19 protein-coding genes are annotated in these 18,372 nt (G+C 44.0%); 1 reads left to right on the top strand and 18 read right to left on the bottom strand.

All coding sequences use genetic code 11. The features are described 5' to 3' along the window. Nucleotides 1–120: 120 nt before the first annotated feature. Nucleotides 121–1,125 carry an LLM class flavin-dependent oxidoreductase gene (locus B4V02_RS06935; protein WP_094154235.1) on the top strand — a complete coding sequence of 335 codons (1,005 nt, stop codon included), beginning with the start codon at nucleotides 121–123 and terminating at the stop codon, nucleotides 1,123–1,125. A 350-nt stretch (nucleotides 1,126–1,475) separates the two neighbouring features. On the opposite strand, the gene B4V02_RS06930 is transcribed toward B4V02_RS06935, so the two are convergent. The 18 genes from B4V02_RS06930 to B4V02_RS06845 all read right to left on the bottom strand — a co-directional run bounded on the left by B4V02_RS06930 (nucleotide 1,476) and on the right by B4V02_RS06845 (nucleotide 18,356). Beyond that, entirely contained in the window at nucleotides 1,476–3,002 is a 1,527-nt protein-coding gene (locus B4V02_RS06930) for a cellulase family glycosylhydrolase (RefSeq protein ID WP_007431548.1), read from the bottom strand. 357 nt (nucleotides 3,003–3,359) lie between these two features. Then, nucleotides 3,360–3,611 (bottom strand): hypothetical protein, encoded by a 252-nt coding sequence (locus B4V02_RS06925; RefSeq protein WP_007431549.1) that lies wholly within the window; start codon nucleotides 3,609–3,611, stop codon nucleotides 3,360–3,362. 189 nt (nucleotides 3,612–3,800) lie between these two features. Then, nucleotides 3,801–4,382 carry an ATP-dependent Clp endopeptidase proteolytic subunit ClpP gene (clpP, locus tag B4V02_RS06920; protein WP_007431550.1) on the bottom strand — a complete coding sequence of 194 codons (582 nt, stop codon included), beginning with the start codon at nucleotides 4,380–4,382 and terminating at the stop codon, nucleotides 3,801–3,803. A 20-nt stretch (nucleotides 4,383–4,402) separates the two neighbouring features. After that, nucleotides 4,403–5,176, bottom strand: a complete 774-nt coding sequence (locus B4V02_RS06915) for an RNA polymerase sigma factor (protein ID WP_094154234.1) — start codon at nucleotides 5,174–5,176, stop codon at nucleotides 4,403–4,405. A gap of 210 nt (nucleotides 5,177–5,386) precedes the next feature. After that, nucleotides 5,387–6,052, bottom strand: coding sequence for a hypothetical protein (locus tag B4V02_RS06910; RefSeq protein WP_094154233.1), 666 nt, complete (start codon nucleotides 6,050–6,052; stop codon nucleotides 5,387–5,389). Nucleotides 6,053–6,110: 58 nt separating this feature from the next. Continuing rightward, on the bottom strand, nucleotides 6,111–7,043 hold the full coding sequence (locus tag B4V02_RS06905; protein ID WP_094156958.1) for a DUF2167 domain-containing protein: 933 nt from the start codon (nucleotides 7,041–7,043) through the stop codon (nucleotides 6,111–6,113). A gap of 841 nt (nucleotides 7,044–7,884) precedes the next feature. Beyond that, nucleotides 7,885–8,079, bottom strand: a complete 195-nt coding sequence (locus B4V02_RS06900) for an RNA 2'-phosphotransferase (RefSeq protein WP_244188470.1) — start codon at nucleotides 8,077–8,079, stop codon at nucleotides 7,885–7,887. A gap of 106 nt (nucleotides 8,080–8,185) precedes the next feature. Next, nucleotides 8,186–8,539, bottom strand: a complete 354-nt coding sequence (locus B4V02_RS06895; protein WP_094154231.1) for a hypothetical protein — start codon at nucleotides 8,537–8,539, stop codon at nucleotides 8,186–8,188. 1,051 nt (nucleotides 8,540–9,590) lie between these two features. Continuing rightward, on the bottom strand, nucleotides 9,591–9,872 hold the full coding sequence (locus B4V02_RS26485) for a hypothetical protein (protein WP_244188469.1): 282 nt from the start codon (nucleotides 9,870–9,872) through the stop codon (nucleotides 9,591–9,593). A 411-nt stretch (nucleotides 9,873–10,283) separates the two neighbouring features. Next, the gene (locus B4V02_RS06885; protein ID WP_094154229.1) at nucleotides 10,284–10,727 is read right to left on the bottom strand and encodes an SUKH-3 domain-containing protein; all 444 of its coding nucleotides are present in this window, start codon (nucleotides 10,725–10,727) and stop codon (nucleotides 10,284–10,286) included. Between the two features lie 34 nt (nucleotides 10,728–10,761). Then, nucleotides 10,762–11,049 carry a hypothetical protein gene (locus B4V02_RS06880; RefSeq protein ID WP_157739718.1) on the bottom strand — a complete coding sequence of 96 codons (288 nt, stop codon included), beginning with the start codon at nucleotides 11,047–11,049 and terminating at the stop codon, nucleotides 10,762–10,764. Between the two features lie 455 nt (nucleotides 11,050–11,504). Beyond that, the gene (locus tag B4V02_RS06875; protein ID WP_094154227.1) at nucleotides 11,505–11,951 is read right to left on the bottom strand and encodes an SUKH-3 domain-containing protein; all 447 of its coding nucleotides are present in this window, start codon (nucleotides 11,949–11,951) and stop codon (nucleotides 11,505–11,507) included. 27 nt (nucleotides 11,952–11,978) lie between these two features. After that, nucleotides 11,979–14,768 (bottom strand): hypothetical protein, encoded by a 2,790-nt coding sequence (locus tag B4V02_RS06870; RefSeq protein ID WP_244188468.1) that lies wholly within the window; start codon nucleotides 14,766–14,768, stop codon nucleotides 11,979–11,981. Between the two features lie 21 nt (nucleotides 14,769–14,789). After that, nucleotides 14,790–15,182, bottom strand: coding sequence for a DUF4280 domain-containing protein (locus B4V02_RS06865; protein ID WP_094154226.1), 393 nt, complete (start codon nucleotides 15,180–15,182; stop codon nucleotides 14,790–14,792). Between the two features lie 15 nt (nucleotides 15,183–15,197). Further along, nucleotides 15,198–15,722 (bottom strand): hypothetical protein, encoded by a 525-nt coding sequence (locus B4V02_RS06860; protein WP_094154225.1) that lies wholly within the window; start codon nucleotides 15,720–15,722, stop codon nucleotides 15,198–15,200. Continuing rightward, the gene (locus B4V02_RS06855) at nucleotides 15,704–16,351 is read right to left on the bottom strand and encodes a hypothetical protein (RefSeq protein WP_094154224.1); all 648 of its coding nucleotides are present in this window, start codon (nucleotides 16,349–16,351) and stop codon (nucleotides 15,704–15,706) included. Before B4V02_RS06855 ends, B4V02_RS06860 begins: the two co-directional genes overlap by 19 nt. Then, the gene (locus B4V02_RS06850) at nucleotides 16,348–17,760 is read right to left on the bottom strand and encodes a phage baseplate assembly protein V (RefSeq protein WP_094154223.1); all 1,413 of its coding nucleotides are present in this window, start codon (nucleotides 17,758–17,760) and stop codon (nucleotides 16,348–16,350) included. The genes B4V02_RS06855 and B4V02_RS06850 overlap by 4 nt, the downstream gene beginning before the upstream one ends. Next, nucleotides 17,757–18,356, bottom strand: a complete 600-nt coding sequence (locus tag B4V02_RS06845) for a hypothetical protein (RefSeq protein WP_094154222.1) — start codon at nucleotides 18,354–18,356, stop codon at nucleotides 17,757–17,759. The genes B4V02_RS06850 and B4V02_RS06845 overlap by 4 nt, the downstream gene beginning before the upstream one ends. Nucleotides 18,357–18,372 lie beyond the last annotated feature (16 nt).

The following is an 18,372-nucleotide window of genomic DNA, read 5'->3' as shown; positions in this document are numbered from 1 at the left end:
TGTTCTCTCATCCTGCACAATCTTCATTATAACGAAAAGGGTCTCAAACTCCAACCTTCCCATTCTAAGTTTTGACCTAATGAGTTGTGTCTGATACAGTTGTGTAAGAGGTGATTGCATATGCTTAAACTGGGTATACTGGACCAGTCTCATATTCCTGAAGGCGGTACTGCTTATGATGCATTATCCAATACAACAGATTTAGCGCGTGAAGCTGATCAATTGGGATACAGCCGTTATTGGGTATCCGAGCATCATGCGTCCAAAACACTAGCGCACTCCAGTCCCGAGGTCCTGATTGCGCATTTGGCTGCTCATACATCACGTATTCGTGTTGGTTCAGGCGGTATTATGCTGCCTCACTACAGCGCGTATAAAGTCGCCGAAAATTTCCGGCTGCTGGAGGCGCTCCATCCAGGGCGCATCGACCTGGGAATAGGACGTGCTCCTGGTGGTTTGCCGCTGGCTACTCGTGCGCTGCAGGAGGGCAAGTATCAATCTGTCGAACAATATCCGCAGCAGATTCTCGATTTAATCGACTATTTCCATGATTCCGTGCCTGACAATCATCGTTTTGCCGGGCTTCATGCCTCCCCGATGATCCCGACCGTTCCCGAGATGTGGCTGCTTGGCTCCAGCGGGGAGAGTGCCAGATTGGCCGCGATGATGGGTGCTTCCTATGCCTTTGCCCAATTTTTCGGCACTCTGGGCGGCGTGGAAGCTACCGCACGTTACCACGAGCAATTTCAGTCTTCCATCCTGGGGGATAAGCCCCGCTCCATGGCGGCAGTTACTGTAGCCTGTGCGGAAACTGAAGAGGAAGCCGAGCAGTTGGCGTCCAGTGCCAGCTTATACTTCCTTTTACTCATGCAAGGCAAAGAAATGAGCTCTCTCCCGTCAGTGAAAACGGCAATGTCCTACCCATACACGGAGCTTGACCGCGAGCGGCTGCGTCAGTCCGCAGCATGGCGTGTTGTAGGGACACCTGAGCAATGTAAGGAACAGCTGCTAAGACTGGCTGAGCAGTATCGTACCGATGAGCTGCTGGTCGTCTCCTCCATTCATGACTTTGATAAACGTGTTCAGTCCTATCGTCTGCTGGCCAAAGCTTTTAATTTAGCATAAACATAATTGAACGGACACAGAGCTTCCGAAACATTAACAAGCCCCCGCCTGCCTGTAATGGCAACAGCGGGGACTTGTCGTTAAGGAACGGTCCAATGGGACCAAATCCTCTGTACTATGGGAGCAGTTGATAAAGTACCCAAGGAGTACTTGAAATACCGCGAAAGTCGAATGGGGTATGGTACTTTAGTAGTATATGCACTGAAACTAAAGTGTCATGGACTCCCTCCTAAAGTTCCATTACCCATATACCAAAGGCGCATATGCTATACTCCAAATCTTGAAAAGATCGCACCCAAAAGTCCCATATTCTTTACTCGTTCCGAGCTAACTAAACCTACAGTCAGATTTTAGGGCTCTATGCCCCATACCAGCTTATCCTGCTGATATACAGTGGCATGGTCCCAGTCTGCAAATACAGTTTGGTTAGCTCCATACGAATAATCGTTGGTCTCATCAAAATTGCTCCAATTCGCAGCATGAATTCGAGATTTGATATCTCCACTTTCCTCCCCAGGCTGAATACTTCCTGCTCCATCGGTGAAAGAAATTTCCACATATTTATCAGCCTTGGCCTTCGAGTTTGGCAAGGTTACAATGGTCCCCTTTACCTTTTCATTGCCTAGCCTGGCCCAATCTACAAAAAATTGCTGGGCTTGTTTGCTTTCATCAGTGTAATAGTAGCGAATTTTCAGATCACTCAGCTTCACAGCGGTTGTACCTGTATTTTTGATATTAAATTCAGACCGAATGGCATTATCCTTAGCGTTCTGATCGCTAGTACGATATTGCAGCACAATCCCCTGGTTATCACTGCCCGGTGTGTTTCCACCGTTATTGGAGGCTTCCAAAATCGCCTGTTTTACGAATTTCCCGGAAGCTGACAATTGTGAGTCAGGCCATCCGCCCTTACGGTCAGCGTCAGGCAGTAGCGCAGCAGAGGTCTCCTCTTTGTCGGCTAGCGACCAGTTTGCCCAACTGATTCCACGGCTGGCCATAAAATCGGTCCATACCTTGGCTTCGTTCAGGAACGGACCACCGTCACCCGAAGCGTCGCTTGTCCCCCATTCGGTAACAAATACGCCCACGCCTTTATTCAGCGCATAATCGATCCGATCCCGTAAATATTGTCCATGTGTTCCTGCATAGAAATGTACGGTATACATGGTATTCTTGTCTGGCAATGGATTGTCTGCTGCATCATGTACATCCTGACTCCATGTGCCTGTTCCTGCAATAATAACATTGTCCGGGTCCTTGGCACGAATGACCTGGGATACCTCCGATGCATAAGGCCGGATTTGGCTGTTCCACTTCACATTATTACCATTCGGCTCATTGGCAACCTCATAGATTACGTTGGGCAAATGGCCATACTGAGTGGCAAATTCATCAAAGAAAGCCTTAGCCTCTTCTTTATGAATGTTCGGATCGCCATCCGAAAGAATATGCCAGTCAATAATGACGTACAAGCCCAGTTTCTCTGCTGCCTCAATCGCTTCCTTCACTTTATTTTTTAATGAAGGATCTGAAATATAACCGTCTTCTTCAGTGTACAACGCAACCCGGAACAAGGAAATGCCCCAATCGTCCCGCAACCATTTCATCGAATCTTCGTTTATCAGGTCCCCAAACCATTGCACCCCATGAGAGCTAATCCCTTTGAGCTGCACAGGCTTTCCACTTTTATCTACCAATTTTCCGTTCTTCACTGAAAGTTGTCCATAACGCTCCACAGGAGTCGTTCCAGCAGCCTCAGCCGTTTGCGTGTTCCAGTTGAATCCGTTTGTTAACGTTAACATCAATACCGCAGTTAGCATCACCGCAACTTTTTTTGCGATCCTTGGCAGGATCCATTGCCTTTGCCTTTTCATCATTTACACATTCCTTCCTCTTTTAATAAAGTGTTATCAGTACGTTGTTCTCTGCCTTTCCACTCCTCCCTTCATATAACAAGAGGATCAGGTCCAAATTCGATGTCATCTACCTGTATATGGATGATACTACTATTATAGTTAGTTCCATGTTACATTTCGACTTTATGGTAGAAAATGAACTAAAAGTCACAATTTTAGGAAAAAAGACCCATTCAATAACCGCGAAATTTGACGAATTTTAGCTAACGTACAAGAAGACGCTTCCAACTTATTTAACCTAAAAAAAGACTGCCTCCCGAGGACTTTGGCTCGGTACAGCAGTCTTGTACATCATCATGTATGTGATTGATCTCCTTATTACCTCTGGGCGGCTGCCTGAGGTCCTTGGGTCGTCTGATCTTTCTTCATATCGCCGCCATCCGTCGCTTGATCAGTCAGTACAGTCTCAGATGAGTTGCCCATTACCTTATCCATGAGTTGCAGCCAAGGTTCTTCACTGCCTCCACAGCTCTCAATATCACCGAGCAGGGACTCTAGCGTGGTTCCTTCTTCCGGCAAATCAATAACTAAACTGTCTTCGTCAACTTGGATGGTGCAGCAGGTTTTCATTGTAAATCCCTCGCTTAATTCTTATTTGAGCATGCCGTATGCAAGCTCAGATGGGATCATTCCCATGAATTCCGGGATAAGCCCCTTGAATCCGTCTGAAATTATAATCCTATTGCACAGCAATTGCAATGAACAAAGTTTGAACTTTTGCAGAATTAGCGAGGGATCATATGAAATTTTTAAAAACAGTCAGATACGTGTAACAATCCGATCAACCAAGCCGTATGCTACCGCTTCTTCAGCCGTAAGGAAGTGATCTCTTTCCGTGTCTTTTTCCACCCGCTCCAGCGGTTGCCCGGTGTGATCTGCCAAAATGCGGTTGAGCTGTTGTCGGCTTTTGATCAGACGCTCGGCATAAATCAACACATCCGAAGCTTGCCCCTTCGCCCCACCCAGCGGTTGGTGGATCATTATCTCACTATTGGGCAATGCCATTCGCTTGCCTTTTGTGCCTCCGGTCAGCAAAATCGTACCAAAGCTCGCTGCCATCCCTGTGCATATGGTAGATATATCATTTTTCACAAATTGCATCGTATCGTAAATGGCAAACCCTGCCGAAATGGACCCGCCCGGACTATTTATATACATCTGAATGTCCTTTTCGGAATCCTCGGCAGTGAGGTGCAACAGCTGAGCTACAATGACATTGGCCATATGGTCCTCAATCTCACCTGATACCATAATAATGCGATCCTTTAATAACCGGGAGTAAATATCATAGCTTCGCTCTCCTCGGCTCGTTTGCTCAATTACATAAGGAATGGTGCTCATTGGCATAAACTCCCTTCTTGTTAAGCGACCATCATAGCCTTGATGTCATGAGACGTATGGGAATTTATGAGAGTGCCAGAAGGATAAAAGCGCTGGTACAGCACAGAACCGGCAATCGCTATCGGTTCAGTAGCATCGTTCAAGCTAAGCGTAATCCAGCGCTGCACGTCTCCAATGCGAAAGGCGGCCAAATAAGCTTTAAGCCATTCTCTTTCTCCTTCAAGCACAGGTATGGATACAGATTCCAGCTTATATCCCTCCCTGTGCCGCTGAGCGAGCAAAGCGCGTGCGCGACTTAAAGCCGCTTTTACCGCACCTTCCGTCGTATCCAGCAGCTCTGCTGTCTCCGGTCCCGTAAAGCCCCATACATCCCTGAGCACCAGGATGGTTCGCTGCCATGGTGACACATGTGTGCTTAAATATTGAAGCGCCAGCTCCAGATCTGGTGTGTACTCTTCATTACAGTACCGGGAAGGCTCCTCATGCCGCCGGGAGAACTCTTTTTCGTCAGGGGCAGATAGACGCTTTTGGGCGTTTTGCCTGCGAATATGATCAATCCATCTATTCCGCGCGGAACGGATCAAATAAGCCTCTTCATTTTCCACCTCATGCAGGTTCTTCTCAGATTGCAGCATATGCAAGATGGTCGTCTGTACCAGATCCTCGGCATCCCATACCGATCCTGTCAACGAAAGACAGTAGCGATAGAGCACAGGCAGCACGTTTTGCAATAATACATTTCCCTTAGGCGGGGACGATTGATTTGTCATCCGTTCGGATATCACAAAGGCCATGTTTGGGGCCCCCCTTTGCTTCGTCCATTTGTGTTCAGGTGTTTCGTTAAGGTAGACGGAATCGCATCCCCAAAGGATACGGCTGTTACAATATATTTATTGTAGCAAGTAAAACAACCTAAAAACAGATGATTCACGGGGGCTATTGCCACCATGATCACCTGTTCAGGTAAATTTATTCTGATAAACTGTGTATAGCCTGTGTACTTCTCAGGCAACCTGTGATTGAGATTTGCGCTCAATAACCAGTCTGGTGCTTGGTTTGACGGCTCTTCTTACGACCATCATTAAGGAGATTAATGCAATTACCCCCATAAAGATAGCCACCGGAATAGTTCCGGTATGTGAAATTAGCTCTACAACCGGGTACAGGATGACGGGCACCCTGAGCGAATACTCTTCAGCCGTCTCCATATAATACGCCAGCCAGGAGAGAAAGCCCCCGATAAGTAACGTGTACAGGAAAAAAACAAACGATGGTTTCATAGATGCCCAAGCGGTATTTGTATATTGCTCATAAGAGTAATCCTGCTTCATGTAGCTATACATGTGCTGGACAAATTTATCCTTTTCGTCACTGGCAAATTCCATTTTCACCTTTTCAGATTTGGAACTCCCTCCTTTGGTATAGGTGAGAAGCAACGTATCATCAAATTTAGTCAAATTCGTTTGTACACTCTCTATTGCATCTAAGGGAATACAGTTCTCATGCTGCTCCATTTCCTCTGCGGTCATTGTCCCTTCCGAAAGCTGTGCAGCAATTGCTTCTGCCTGAGCTTGAACCAGATTGGTTAGAATGGCATAGGAATGAAGAATAGCAAAGCGTTTATCATCCAATTTATAAATTTGTGTCTCCATTACGCTGTTAACTGACATACATATTCCCCTCTCTATCTGTTTATTTATTCATTTATTTGATCATGTCAGCTTGGGGTTACGGTAATGTCTCTGAATGCTCGCGGTCGTTCGTTTCATCCTGCACCGCTCCTGATTTTTTTCTGCGAAATAATTTGGCAAAAAACTTGCCTATCACACCAAAAACACCCGCACAAGCAGCACCAATAAGTACGATAACCTTAACTCCCGCGCCCTTAAAAAAAGCAAATAGCAAGGCCAACAATCCTGCTTTTTTGGCTACAGCCAAGCCCGCTCCTCCCAAAATCAGTCCGGTCAGGCCATATTCGGAAATTTTGTCCGTTGAAGCATTAAAATCCTCGTATCGCTCGCCTGATTTGACTGTCAGCTTAGGCAATATTTTCTCACTCAAAAATTTCTTGTCCGCATCCAAATGCGCAGGATCGGACACTAATATTGCAGAAATATAACCCTGACGGGTAAGCAAACGAACATTATAGTTGATCAGTTTCTCCTTGTTTCCATCCTCTGCCAGCATGGACCAGGTTAGATTATGAGTACCTTCATTATAGAAGGGCTCCACATCCCAGCCCGTTACATAAAGGCGATCACTTTCCGCTTTTTCCTTGTTGCTTTCTTCCGTACCTTTTTTATAGCTTTCCAAAATGGCATCCGCATCGATGTCTTCTTTTTCATCATCCTTGATGTGCCCAAGCTCATAGTATTCAAAAACAACTTCCCAATTTTGATTTTCATCCTTAGGAAATATACTTCCAATTTCATTGCCAGATGGCTTGTCGTGATTCATTCGACTTGCTTTCGCTGTGTTAGCCGCATCTAGGAAAAGAAGCGAAGTGTCCAAATCAACCTCAGCCACATTTCCCAAGTCTACCTTTCTGCCGCCTTCTATCCATGTTAATTGTTCATTGGATGAAGCCCACGCGCTACCTCCACTGAATAATACCAGACTAAGCGCTACCAGCACTGCCAAAATCGTTTGGCTCCATTTCATTTTGTCGTTACCTTTGTCGTTATCTCTGTTATCTAGTCTCTTGTTCAAAACGCATTACCCCTTTTATAAATTCCAAAATCCCCCTGTACCCAAATCATATTATCTACTGCTTCATATTTTGTCAATTTACAGTAGTAAAGGGAATTCCTAAGACCTAATACTCATTTTTATACATATGCATGCAAATTCTCTAATCTAATCGAACTGTTTTTACAATATATGGTTGAGCGATAAGAAAGGCTTATGAAGGACAAGTACAATTGCGCAATGGTTGCTACTTGTCCCTTGAAGTTTCCCGCTTATGAATTCCTAAAAAGGGCATATTCCTTGATATGACAACCTTGTTGACTTTGGTATTAATCTCGAATACATACATCTATCATAAAAAATGTCGAATTTCAGTAGATTAGGGAATACATAATCCACCAAACAAGCGACTATAGTCCCAGTGACTTTTTTCCTGTTTTTAGACATATGTCATCTTTTTTATTTAAAAGAATGTATAGGCTTACATAGGGTCGATTTATATTAAAATAAGATAAATATCGAAAAATCTTCCATACAAATTTCCTGCTTGTTTTGAGGGTTAAGGAGCTATTCACCAGTATCTGATGTCCCTATGTCTTCACCCCCTTTGTTTTTCTGCACGCAAAAATTCAAGCTTCTTTTGTGCGCACAAACAAACTGAAAAATTTCCACAGCAGTATTACATGGGTTATATGGGTTATATGGGTTATATGGGTTATTGGTTGAATGATGGGTTCATTCGTCACCCGCCCCCTCAAAAAAAGAAAACCTTGAAGGCACGAAGCTAATCAAGGCTCAAACAACTAAGTTGATATTAATCTACAGAAATGAAATTAGATGAAATATAATTCGCCAACCATACTGCATTATTTCCTTGGTAAAACTTTACCCCTTCATTCGAAGCCTTCTCAGTCTTTATCTTTAGCAATACAGGGTTTGAGTCTTTACGTTTTCCAACTAAATTCGCAGTATCAATATCAACTGACAAATGAACATACTGTCTCCCCATCGGTTGAAGCCCCACAGTTAAAATTTGCTCAACTAAATGCCTCGCTGTCCTATGATAAGAATCAAAGGGGGAGAGAAGTTAATCCTCTCTTGAGATTTAGAATTTGTTATTCAAACTCAATCATTTCATCTATTGCATCTTTAAACCAATGCCAGAATGTAGAGTATGACTTACGTTGTTCATGACCAGAGGATGCAAAGTCATGGATAATCTGCACTTCTTCACTCTTTCCTATTTCAAAACAAGCAATGTCATCGTTATCATCCCTACGGGCAAAGGGGATTAACAATCTATTTGTATATCTCATTTGTAATCCCTTTAATCTTTGAAGAACCTGATCTTCATTCATTATATACCATAAATTAAAGTCCACTAAATTAAGTCTAACTACCTTTTGAAAGTCATTAGGATATTTAAAATCCATTGGTAATTGAGAAGTATCTAGTAATTTAATTCCCATGCTTAGTTACCATCCCATCCAGTAATATTTGACCCGTTAGGATACTTATTTTATAAGTTGCACCTTGTTTACCAATCTTTAAATTAATGGCTTCTCCCCATGTTGTAGGAGCACCTTTTCATTCCTCCTCGTCACCAGTTGACCAATCTTCCAGTACACGTCCTGTGGGTTTGCGTCGGGCAGCAATATCCAGTTTGTTCAGCAGGATTCTGACTACACAACTCCGCCTCCCAGCTATCGCTCTTTTGCGTGGTCGGATAGCTCTTGCGCTCGGCATACGATCAGGCAGAGTTGACCTCTTTCACCTGTCTGTTGCTTCTGCTCCAGCAAATAAACAGCCAGCGAACGACCATAGCCGCCACGTCTTCTAATCCATAGATCGGCGTAATGCCACGTTTTCTGAACTGTTTTACAAATGAAATCAATTCAGGGAATGCCGATGGCTTATTTTCAAACGTAACCTTACCTAATTTCTCATACTAGCAATTGACCACAACTGCCGTATGGGTCTTCTTGTGAAGGTCAATACCTATGTAGATATCCTTAGCTTTGTAGTGCATGTCATCCTTCCTTTTACCCATCAAGTCCGATGCGTGTTGAAACCCTGTCTGCAACCTCAGTTCAAGCGTTAGCTGCTTATGCTGCCCGTAACGGGACGCCAGCCTGTCTATGCTTTCCTTCTCGTCTGATGGATATATATCAAATTCCCTGATTTTTTTAAGCCCAGCGGCAAAAAAGTTTCAGATGGCTTGATATGCCGTTTGTTATTGTTGCGCAATATACGATATTTTCCAAAATCTGCACAACCCTAATTTTTGTTGTCGTGTTCAGCAGGGAAGCTATCGTATACTGTATTTATTACTGCCATTTGTTACTGCAATTTGTAACGGTTGCTCTTGAACTTGTGGTTTCTGCTGCCCAAGCAATACCCCACATAGTTCTTCGAATAGCGGTTCCCATTGTTCCCTTGCTAACTCGTTGAAATTCATCTGATACGAGGGGCAAGGGTTTCTTATAGAAACGCGCCCGCAGATAATACTGCTGCGTTACACTATCCCACTCCTCTCCCGCATAGCGTAAGCAGTTTTCGATCTGCTCCATTATCGACAGCGTATTCCCGTGCGTAGCTGTTCTGAATTCCGCCCTTACGGTCGGTCAGATGCAGGACATCTCCATGTATGTTATTTACATACCATCGGGAGAGTAGGATCAAGGCGATGTATGCGGGTTCCGTCTGAACGTATTCCTTCCAGCAGGTTACATAAGCTATCATATTCCCACTGTGTGGTATGGCCCCTGGTGTCTGTATGACCGGATTTATTTTGATACTCATCGTACATGTAGGACTCGCGGGTTCCATCGCTATAGATCATATCGGTCACCAGACCATCAGCATTGTATTCGTATCTCTCGACGCCCCCTGTAAGCATGATGTAACATTACATGAGTTAAGTGTGCTATGAGTTGAATATTGGGTTCATTAAATCACAATGCCTCTGCCTACGGTCAGCATGTGTCACCGTCTTTGCCTGTACTCTATAAAGTCCCATTCTCTGCTTGTATTTGAACACTATCTCACTCTTTCTCTGTTGGATAATTTGCTGTCCCATTGTCTCCTCCTTTTTGGTTTGTCTGAAAGAAAAAAAGACTTATTCTTACTCATATTTCGAGTGGAATAAGTCATATAAGTTTATATATAATATTATTTCCATTTCATTGAATCATTGAGGGCTGCTAAATAACTTCATTCCTCACTAATTACCTTTAACTCTTTACTCTCACATAAATTATTTATAGCTTCATATATATTATTGCCAAATTTCCAAATATAATACTCGTCCATGATGCCGTATACTTTCCCTGTCTTAGACATAAACATAGTTGCATTATCGTCATATGCCAATCCGATTACAACTAGCTTTTCTCCAATTATTGTTTCATACCTGCTATAGTGCTTCCGTTCGATCCCTTCCCTTAAAAATTCAGGGCCTATCTGAAAATCATCTGATTCGTCACTAGGCACTGAATACTCTAGTCCTCCGAAATGCTCAAATGCCTCTTTAGCAAGATCAAATACTTCAAAACCTTTTTTTTCTAAAAAGCTTATTGTTGAGCTGATCTCTACTTTTCTTTCAGGATACCAACCAGCATCCTTTAAAATATCAATAGTTCTTTGTGAAAAAGTCATATGTTAACCTCACTCAGTTTATTTATCATTTAAATTACCATTTATCAACCATAAAGTCCTTGAATGTTTCTTTACAATTTTTACACATTTTCTTAAACTTACCAGTCTCGAATGAAATTGTATTGAGCAGAATATCTTCTATGTCAGCTCCATTTTTTAGTGCTTGATTAACTGCCTGTATTTCTGCGCAGTTTTCAACTCTCCACTTTTCGAAACTCTCTTTTCCCTTTTGTTCTCTTGCAGCTTGTTTAGCTTCTTCTATATTTTTATTTCCTACTAGCCCATCAACCTTTTTCGCCGCGCTCTCTTCCAGTTCCTTCATGACCTCGTTGTAATTCTTCTGAACATCCGTCTGTGGAAGTGGTCCGCTGTCCATCCTTATTAACGTACGGAACTGATGGAACTGGGGCTCCGTTAGCTGTTGCCAACTTCCCCCTGGCTGAGGCCGTCTGCCATCTTACTCAGTTGCTCATTAAATTTCTGACCCAGTTTGCTACCGGCCCACTCTTGTATGTATATTGTTCAGTTTTATTTGAAAAAACTGCAACAAAGCGAACATAACAAAAAACAGGCCAATCATGGTAGTATCTGACCATATGACCTGTATAACGTAACGCTATTGCATTAAATAGGGTATACTTTTTTCAGCTTTTTTGTGCGTACATCTCAATTCGAAAAAAATTGGATTACGTTATAAACACAAGGTTAAGTGGCTCATCGAGCACCGGATTGCCTTCTCTCGTGTTGCCAAAGTCTTTCATAAATGACTGAACTTTATCATTCTATTTCTTCCGGTTTTCTAAATAAGCAAAGAGTGTCTAGTGCCTCCAAAATGTTATCTCCGAACTTAAATAATGAATACCCGTTTTTTCCAAAAACCTTCCCTGATTTCGAGATAAACATTATTAAGTTTCCACGGTATGCCTCTCCAACTACAACAAGCGGTTCTTTCACTCGCGCTTCAAATTCCTCAAAGTCTTCTTTTTCATAGTAATCCCCAACAGCTTCTTCAGGACTAAAATGAAAGGTTTCCAAACTTCCATCCGGATGCTTAAATTTATATTCAACTCCACCAAATAGACTTAATGCTTCAATAACTGGATTGAATACTTGATACCCCATTGCCTCTAAAAATTTTACTGTCTCGGTTAAATCAACCTTATTATTTGGATTCCATCCTGCTTGTAGCAGTATTTCTCTCGTTTCATCTGATAAGTTCCGCATAAGCAGCCTCCTATTTATTCAAAAATACTATTCATGAAAATCATTAATGAAATCGAAAAATGTCTTCTGACAGTTTCTACATGGTGGTTTGTATTTCCCTTTACCGTTAACCGTACTTATTAGTATATCTTCTATTTTTGAACCTGACCATAAAAGCTGATTGACCGCCTGGATTTCAGCACAATTTTCAACATGCCATAGTTCGAAACTTTCATCGTCCTTGTACGGATTATTGGGGGCGTTTTTGGCTTTCTTCCTTGTTTCTTGTGCTATCTTAGTTAAGTCAGGATGCAGTTCCGTTACACTTGGATTGAATTGTCCTTCCCTAGCACCATTATAGCCAAATGTTATTTTAGTTTTTTTACCACCTACCGTCGTTATGTCTACTGCAGCACTTATTACGTCCGGTTTATATTTTCCGCCACCAAATCCATTTTCATCTAAAGGTTTTTTTATTCCACCATCCTTAAGGAACTGAACATGCTTGTCTAACTGCTCTCTAGCAAAATCTCTAGAATCCTCAATTAGCTTTTGTCTGCTAGCATCACCAGTCCCATCAACCTTCTTCGCTGCTTCCTCTTCCATTTCCTTCATGACTTTGTTGTAATTCTTCTGCACATCCGTCTGTGGAAGTGGTCCGCTGTCCATCTTATTAACGTGCGGAACTGATGGAACTGGGGCTCCGTTAGCTGTTGCCAACTTCCCGTGGCTGAGGCCGTCTGCCATCTTACTCAGTTGCTCATTAAATTTCTGCCCCAGTTTGCTGCCGGCCTGCTCCAGCTTGTTTACAGCTTTGCCAAAGCCTACTCCAACTGCATCTACGCCCTTGCTAATCCATTGCGGTGTAACTTTGCTACCTACTTTTTCTGCAAATCCTCCGATGGCCTTACCTACTTTGGAATCCAGTACGCCTACAGTGACAAAACCCAATCCCGCGTCCTTTGCTACCGAGCCCCAATTGATCTTTTCACCACTGAGCACCTGACTCGCCAGATTTTCCGCCGCATTTGTCACTCCGCCGATCGCTGCTTTCCTCAGCAACGTTCCTCCTACACCGAGTGGACCAAAAATCGCTCCAGATACGGCCCCGATCCCCGCTTCTTTCAAGCCGGTCAGGGCATAGTCACTAAAGTCGCTCACTTCCCCTCGGGCGATATCTGATGCCGCCAAACTCGCTACGCCCAAACCGCCCGCCAGCATCGCTCCTCCAGCTACCGCCGCAATTACCACCGTACCCGCTCCAAGCGTCGCTACCGTGACGGCCGCTACCACAGCTACGGCCGCCACGACCGCCAAACCGCCCAATATATTCATCCCCAGCTTTCCCCAGTTAAACGGCTCAGGGGGTGGCGGCGGTGGAGGGGGTTGTCCCTCCTTCGGTTCATCATCGAACGGCGGATATGCAGTTCGGTCACTTCCGTCAGCCCACACGTTTCCTCCCAGTACGTGGTATTCGTTTTCTACCGAGAGTCCCGTGGTTCCTCCCGTCTGGTATGCCATGACCTGGCTCGTTCCATCAATAATGATTTTCTTCGGGGTATTCAGAATGATTTCCTGCTCTGCTTCTAGCGTTAGCTTTTTGGGACTAGTAATTTCAATCCCAGTAGCATCATCCAGACTCATCTGCAATGTCCCCCCCGGATCACCCATGATATGGATGCGACCCGGTGCCATTTTCAGCTCACTTCCATGCTCCGTACCAAAATATCGGTCATTGGGATTACTCGTTTTGGCACAACCGTCTCCATTCGTACGAACCGCACTCAAAATCATCGCTCTGGAGCCGGACGCATCCGGAAAATACAGGATCGCCTGTGTTCCCACCTTCGGCATGCTATACATCGCACTTCCTGTTGGGGGAGCGAACGGGTACCAATGCGGCTCGGATACCCCATCGTCCTTATCAATCGCCAGCCGTAGCTTTACTTCCTCTCCCCGTACCGCGAGAACCTCTCCTTCCAGTGAAATCCCGATCATTTTGGGATTGGGGATGAAATCGCTGCGTATCCCCTCCGCGCGGGCCAGCACATAACTGAATACCAAATTCCCCTTTTCCATTCGGCTCCGCAATTCAGTTACAATCATCGTTTTCTGACGAAATTGCACCTCGTCTCCTAGAGCATACCGTTCTCCGCTTTCGATCTCGTATTTGAAAAAGTCGGTATCATGCAGCCCGGCTGACGTTGCGCCTGCCCGTTGATAGCCCTTTAGATCTTTACTTGCCGTATATGACGTATCCTCCCGAATCGTTCGCTGGGTGCCAGCAGGCATGCCGAAATACAGCTTTGGCGCTGCGGACTCCCATATGTCGCTGACCACTACTGCGTGTAAACGACTCGCCATCCGTTTCATAAGCTCCCAATCGGTTTCATCATATTGCAAAATGGCTTCGCCTACCGATTGCTCTCCGGTCTGATATAAGACATCGCTTCGCTCGTAACTTTGAATAAGCTTATTTACTAACTGCTTATATGTTTGTTTTTCCTCAGGAAAAGATCGCTTTCTTTTGACGATATCCAGTTCAAACGAAGCGCTGATACCCTCCAGTTTAAGTGCATATACTCCATTGCGGTTCTCAACCTCCACCGTATGGACGACACCCTTAAACAAGCTGATTCCCTCTTGTCCATTCTGCGCGTACACATGTAGCTGATCCTTTGAGGTCGCATCCAGCGCAGCCGTAACATGACTAGACTCCTTGCATATGCCTATGAGTGTAATTCGCCCATGCTCACCCGGCTTCCACTCGATCCTAACATCCTTTAAGACCTGAATAGGGTAGGGGGAATCTATTCGAATCTGATCATATCCTATCATGTTTTCAAACCTCCCTTCCAGCTACTCCTCCTGCTGGCCATTCGTATGAAATTCGATAAATCCATGATATAAACAAGTCTGAAATGAAGAGGTCGTCAAGGCTGGCTGGCCTTCCACTTTGGTCTGTTCTTTTGTGTTTATCCACTTATCCGTCAGCATCGGCAGGCATGGCTTTCCTGAGATCGTGGAACCATCTTCTGCGATCAAATATATAGTTTCGGTACTCGGCTGTTCCGGGCTGTTGCAAATTCCAAAATGAGGGACATTCTCGGGAGAATAGTCTCCTTCATTCATCATAGGTTTACCATTAACAAAAGCCCCGTGGCTGTTCGGCAAATTGATCTTTCGAGGATGAGTCCCGTAAGTGCAACGCATACAGGCCCCCCGTACGACATAATACTCATTGTCTGACATGCTACCTTTCCCTCCTCATTTCACCCGGACTCGTTCCAAAGCGATCCCGGTATAATCACGCCTCAATATACTTTCCGCCACATCCAAACGAACGATGATCAGCGGGGTAGTACTCTCCTGAATTCTGAATATTTTGTGGCCCCGAATAGCATCTGCTTGTAATACCAGCTTTCTAAGCACACTCTGATCCAAATTCCATTCGCTTTCCGGATGCACAGCTATAAGCCGCTCTATAAAAGGAATATAATAATTCTTCTGTATCTTCTGTTCGATCTGTGTAAGTATGGTTAATTTCAAAGGCAGCTCCGGCATATAGGCCTGAACAAGACGTTTTAAAGCATCTGAAATGAGCGGAATGGGACCTTCTATATAATCACTAAAAATACTTTCTGCATTTGCCTTCACATGGAACATCAATGGCTTGACAATATCCTCCGGCCGTAAATCATACAGCTTCCACGGATCAATCGTTTGCATCACCTTTTGCAGCACAGGAACATTGGTATACCGCACATCCTGCCTTAAGAGGAAATAATCCATGAAGATTCCCCCTCTCGTTTCTCGGCTTCCCCCCTACGCGTAAAACAGCACAAAAGTTGGCTATCATCTCGATACTCTCCGGCAAATATGGTGCATGTATCAGCTTTCGGCATCCTTTCTAACGAAGGGGTAGCGATAAAGGCTGGCATCTGGCTTTTCAGGAACTCAACGGTGAGCAAATGGTATTTGACCGCTTCAATTTGTTGAATTTGTTCAATATCCATCGTAGTGACCTTACGAGCATAATCTGATTTAAGCTTTTCCAGCTTAGCCATTCGATTGAACAGGGGCTCGAAAACAAAGTCTGCCGACCATTCCACAGCACATTCAGCCTCATCCAGAAACCAATTCTCATCATAGGCATCTATACGATAAACAGCTTTGTTTCTCATAACACGGGTTCTGAGCAAGGAGATATAAATATATCGGATATCCCCCTTGCGCCCTTGTTCGTGTTGAAAGGTAGCGAGCTTGCATAGCGATTCTAAAGCTGCTATAAGCTCCTCTTCAATGGCTTGTTGCCGTGTCAGAAAGTTGTTTTCAATAAGAGCCAGATCATGTAGCCATTCTGTAAATACGTGCTTCTCCAACAAGTCCTGCAAAGCAGCATCCCGATTCATAAGCTTCATTCAATGTTCACCTTACCCCCGGTTAGTCTCACATCGTCTATGATGTCGAGTTTGGCTCCGGATTGAATAAAACTTAAGCCTTCTTTTCCCTCCATAATAATTTTTGCTCCCCCTGTAATTTGGATATCTTCCTGAGCAGACAGGGTTATTTTTTTGTTACTGTTAATTTCGATCCCACCTTCATCCGTGAGACGCATGAGCATTTGCCCACTGTTAATAATTTCTACTGCACCAGGCTTGAAAACAACTTGTTTGCCGTATTTGGTACTGATACTTTTGACCGCAGGATCACTTCTTTTAACGGGATCAGAGGAGGCAAGATCGACAGAACTGGCGGCAAAAGCATGCTGCTCCCGTTCATCAGGGAAGTACAGACGAATTTGATCCCCTACTTCTGGCATGACATACCAACCACTTCCATCAGGTGAAGAATAGACAGTAGAGTAGGGAAACCACATGGCTCCAGATGAGGTTGAACCTTGATCAATTTCCAGCTTGATTTTCACTTTTTCTTTGGAAATATCCGTAACCTTGCCAAACAAAGAGGCTCCTGACAGATCATAGGCATAGACGGTTGGGCATTTTAACCCATGTGCATCCCGTAAAATGTAACGATTCACGATCAGATTTCCTTCGGTGGTCGTCTCCGCCCTAGCTATATAAAGAGTTCTTTTAAGAAAAACAACGGAACTTCCAAGCTCCAAAACTTTGTTGCTGGTTACTTCATAGCTCAAGCTGTTAGACTCTCCATATTCCGGCAGTCCGTTACGGGACATGAGCTTGTGCTCCTTCAAGTCTTTTTTTATGGAATAGTTATGTTCGTTCAGCGGTTGAGGGGCACTAGAATAGGGAACACCAATCACATATTTCAATCCATGTTGCATCGTAATTGGAATTAAAGCAGCATGCAGCCTAGAAGCAATTCTTTTGACAAAGGCCCAATCCGTTTCATTGTATTGCACTAATAATTCACCGATAGCTGCGCCATGAGAAGCCTCATCAATCACTTCTGCATCAGCATATGTGCTTGTAACATGCGAAAATAGATTGTTATAGGATTCTCCTGTTTTTTGGAATGAACGGCGTTTGGGGCGAATATCCATCATTAAAGTTTCACTGCTGGCCTCAATCGTAAGCTCGCGTACTCCGTTTACAGCTTTTACAGCAATATTCGTGACGATTCCCTGAAAAAACCGAATCTTCTTCCCTTCGCTTTTTAAAAGGATTTCGATGCGCTCATCTTCATCCGCTTTTTCAACGTACTGATCCAGCTTGTCCTCCGAAACAATACCACGAATGCAGAAGCTCACATGCTCGTTTAACTGTTTAATGAGATGAATACTTAATACACGCTGAAACTGATAAGGGGCCACCTGAACATCAGCCGTGGTATAAATGGGGTTACTCATTCATATCCCTCCTTTTCTGCCTCGTCAATCGTTTGAATGGTACGAATCATTTGCAGGGCGACATCCCGCCATTCAGCATACTTCTTGTACGGACAGCAAAATGTTCCCATGACCGTCTTTCCTTCCAACTCAAAGTAGAACATATTGTGGTAAATGGGTTGGTCCAGAGCAGGACTTTTAAAGTCAAAATAGCCAATCTGCTTACCATGGATCTCTTCTACTTTTTCTTCATAAAATACATGGGCGGGATTCATATTTTTCATCATTGCCTTCATACCAGAAGTGAGCTGTTCCACCCATTCATCTTGTAGCGCTTGGTCAACCCGATTCAGGGTCACATCCACACTGCCCAAATCATTCGTCAAAATTATTTCTGGACGTTGCTCATGAGGATATTTAATCTTTTGCAAATGCTTGGGCATAGGAGTAAAGATAGAGGGGACATGCATTTTTAGCCGATCCTTAAAGAAAAATCCCTCTTCAAATACATAGGATTGACCGTCAATGATTATGGGGCCTGCTAAAATATTGTTAGGTCTCTTCAGCTTCTCCATCTCATGGAGCCGATCCAAAATCTTTTCATCCTCATATTTCATAATGCTCACTCCTCCA

The sequence above is a fragment of the Paenibacillus kribbensis genome, from assembly GCF_002240415.1.
GTDB classification, from domain to species: domain Bacteria; phylum Bacillota; class Bacilli; order Paenibacillales; family Paenibacillaceae; genus Paenibacillus; species Paenibacillus kribbensis.
This window is presented reverse-complemented; position numbering and strand designations above follow the sequence as displayed.

Coding starts and splice junctions, on each gene's coding strand:
- B4V02_RS06870 (WP_244188468.1), bottom strand. CDS start 14,768: ATGATAGGATATGATCAGATTCGAATAGATTCCCCCTACCCTATTCAG.
- B4V02_RS06910 (WP_094154233.1), bottom strand. CDS start 6,052: ATGTCAGTTAACAGCGTAATGGAGACACAAATTTATAAATTGGATGAT.
- B4V02_RS06930 (WP_007431548.1), bottom strand. CDS start 3,002: ATGATGAAAAGGCAAAGGCAATGGATCCTGCCAAGGATCGCAAAAAAA.
- B4V02_RS06905 (WP_094156958.1), bottom strand. CDS start 7,043: ATGAAATGGAGCCAAACGATTTTGGCAGTGCTGGTAGCGCTTAGTCTG.
- B4V02_RS06880 (WP_157739718.1), bottom strand. CDS start 11,049: ATGAAGGAACTGGAAGAGAGCGCGGCGAAAAAGGTTGATGGGCTAGTA.
- B4V02_RS06925 (WP_007431549.1), bottom strand. CDS start 3,611: ATGAAAACCTGCTGCACCATCCAAGTTGACGAAGACAGTTTAGTTATT.
- B4V02_RS06860 (WP_094154225.1), bottom strand. CDS start 15,722: ATGGATTATTTCCTCTTAAGGCAGGATGTGCGGTATACCAATGTTCCT.
- B4V02_RS26485 (WP_244188469.1), bottom strand. CDS start 9,872: ATGAGTATCAAAATAAATCCGGTCATACAGACACCAGGGGCCATACCA.
- B4V02_RS06875 (WP_094154227.1), bottom strand. CDS start 11,951: ATGCGGAACTTATCAGATGAAACGAGAGAAATACTGCTACAAGCAGGA.
- B4V02_RS06895 (WP_094154231.1), bottom strand. CDS start 8,539: ATGGGAATTAAATTACTAGATACTTCTCAATTACCAATGGATTTTAAA.
- B4V02_RS06845 (WP_094154222.1), bottom strand. CDS start 18,356: ATGAAATATGAGGATGAAAAGATTTTGGATCGGCTCCATGAGATGGAG.
- B4V02_RS06935 (WP_094154235.1), top strand. CDS start 121: ATGCTTAAACTGGGTATACTGGACCAGTCTCATATTCCTGAAGGCGGT.
- B4V02_RS06855 (WP_094154224.1), bottom strand. CDS start 16,351: ATGAAGCTTATGAATCGGGATGCTGCTTTGCAGGACTTGTTGGAGAAG.
- B4V02_RS06915 (WP_094154234.1), bottom strand. CDS start 5,176: ATGGCCTTTGTGATATCCGAACGGATGACAAATCAATCGTCCCCGCCT.
- B4V02_RS06865 (WP_094154226.1), bottom strand. CDS start 15,182: ATGTCAGACAATGAGTATTATGTCGTACGGGGGGCCTGTATGCGTTGC.
- B4V02_RS06850 (WP_094154223.1), bottom strand. CDS start 17,760: ATGAGTAACCCCATTTATACCACGGCTGATGTTCAGGTGGCCCCTTAT.
- clpP (WP_007431550.1), bottom strand. CDS start 4,382: ATGAGCACCATTCCTTATGTAATTGAGCAAACGAGCCGAGGAGAGCGA.
- B4V02_RS06885 (WP_094154229.1), bottom strand. CDS start 10,727: ATGACTTTTTCACAAAGAACTATTGATATTTTAAAGGATGCTGGTTGG.
- B4V02_RS06900 (WP_244188470.1), bottom strand. CDS start 8,079: ATGGGGAGACAGTATGTTCATTTGTCAGTTGATATTGATACTGCGAAT.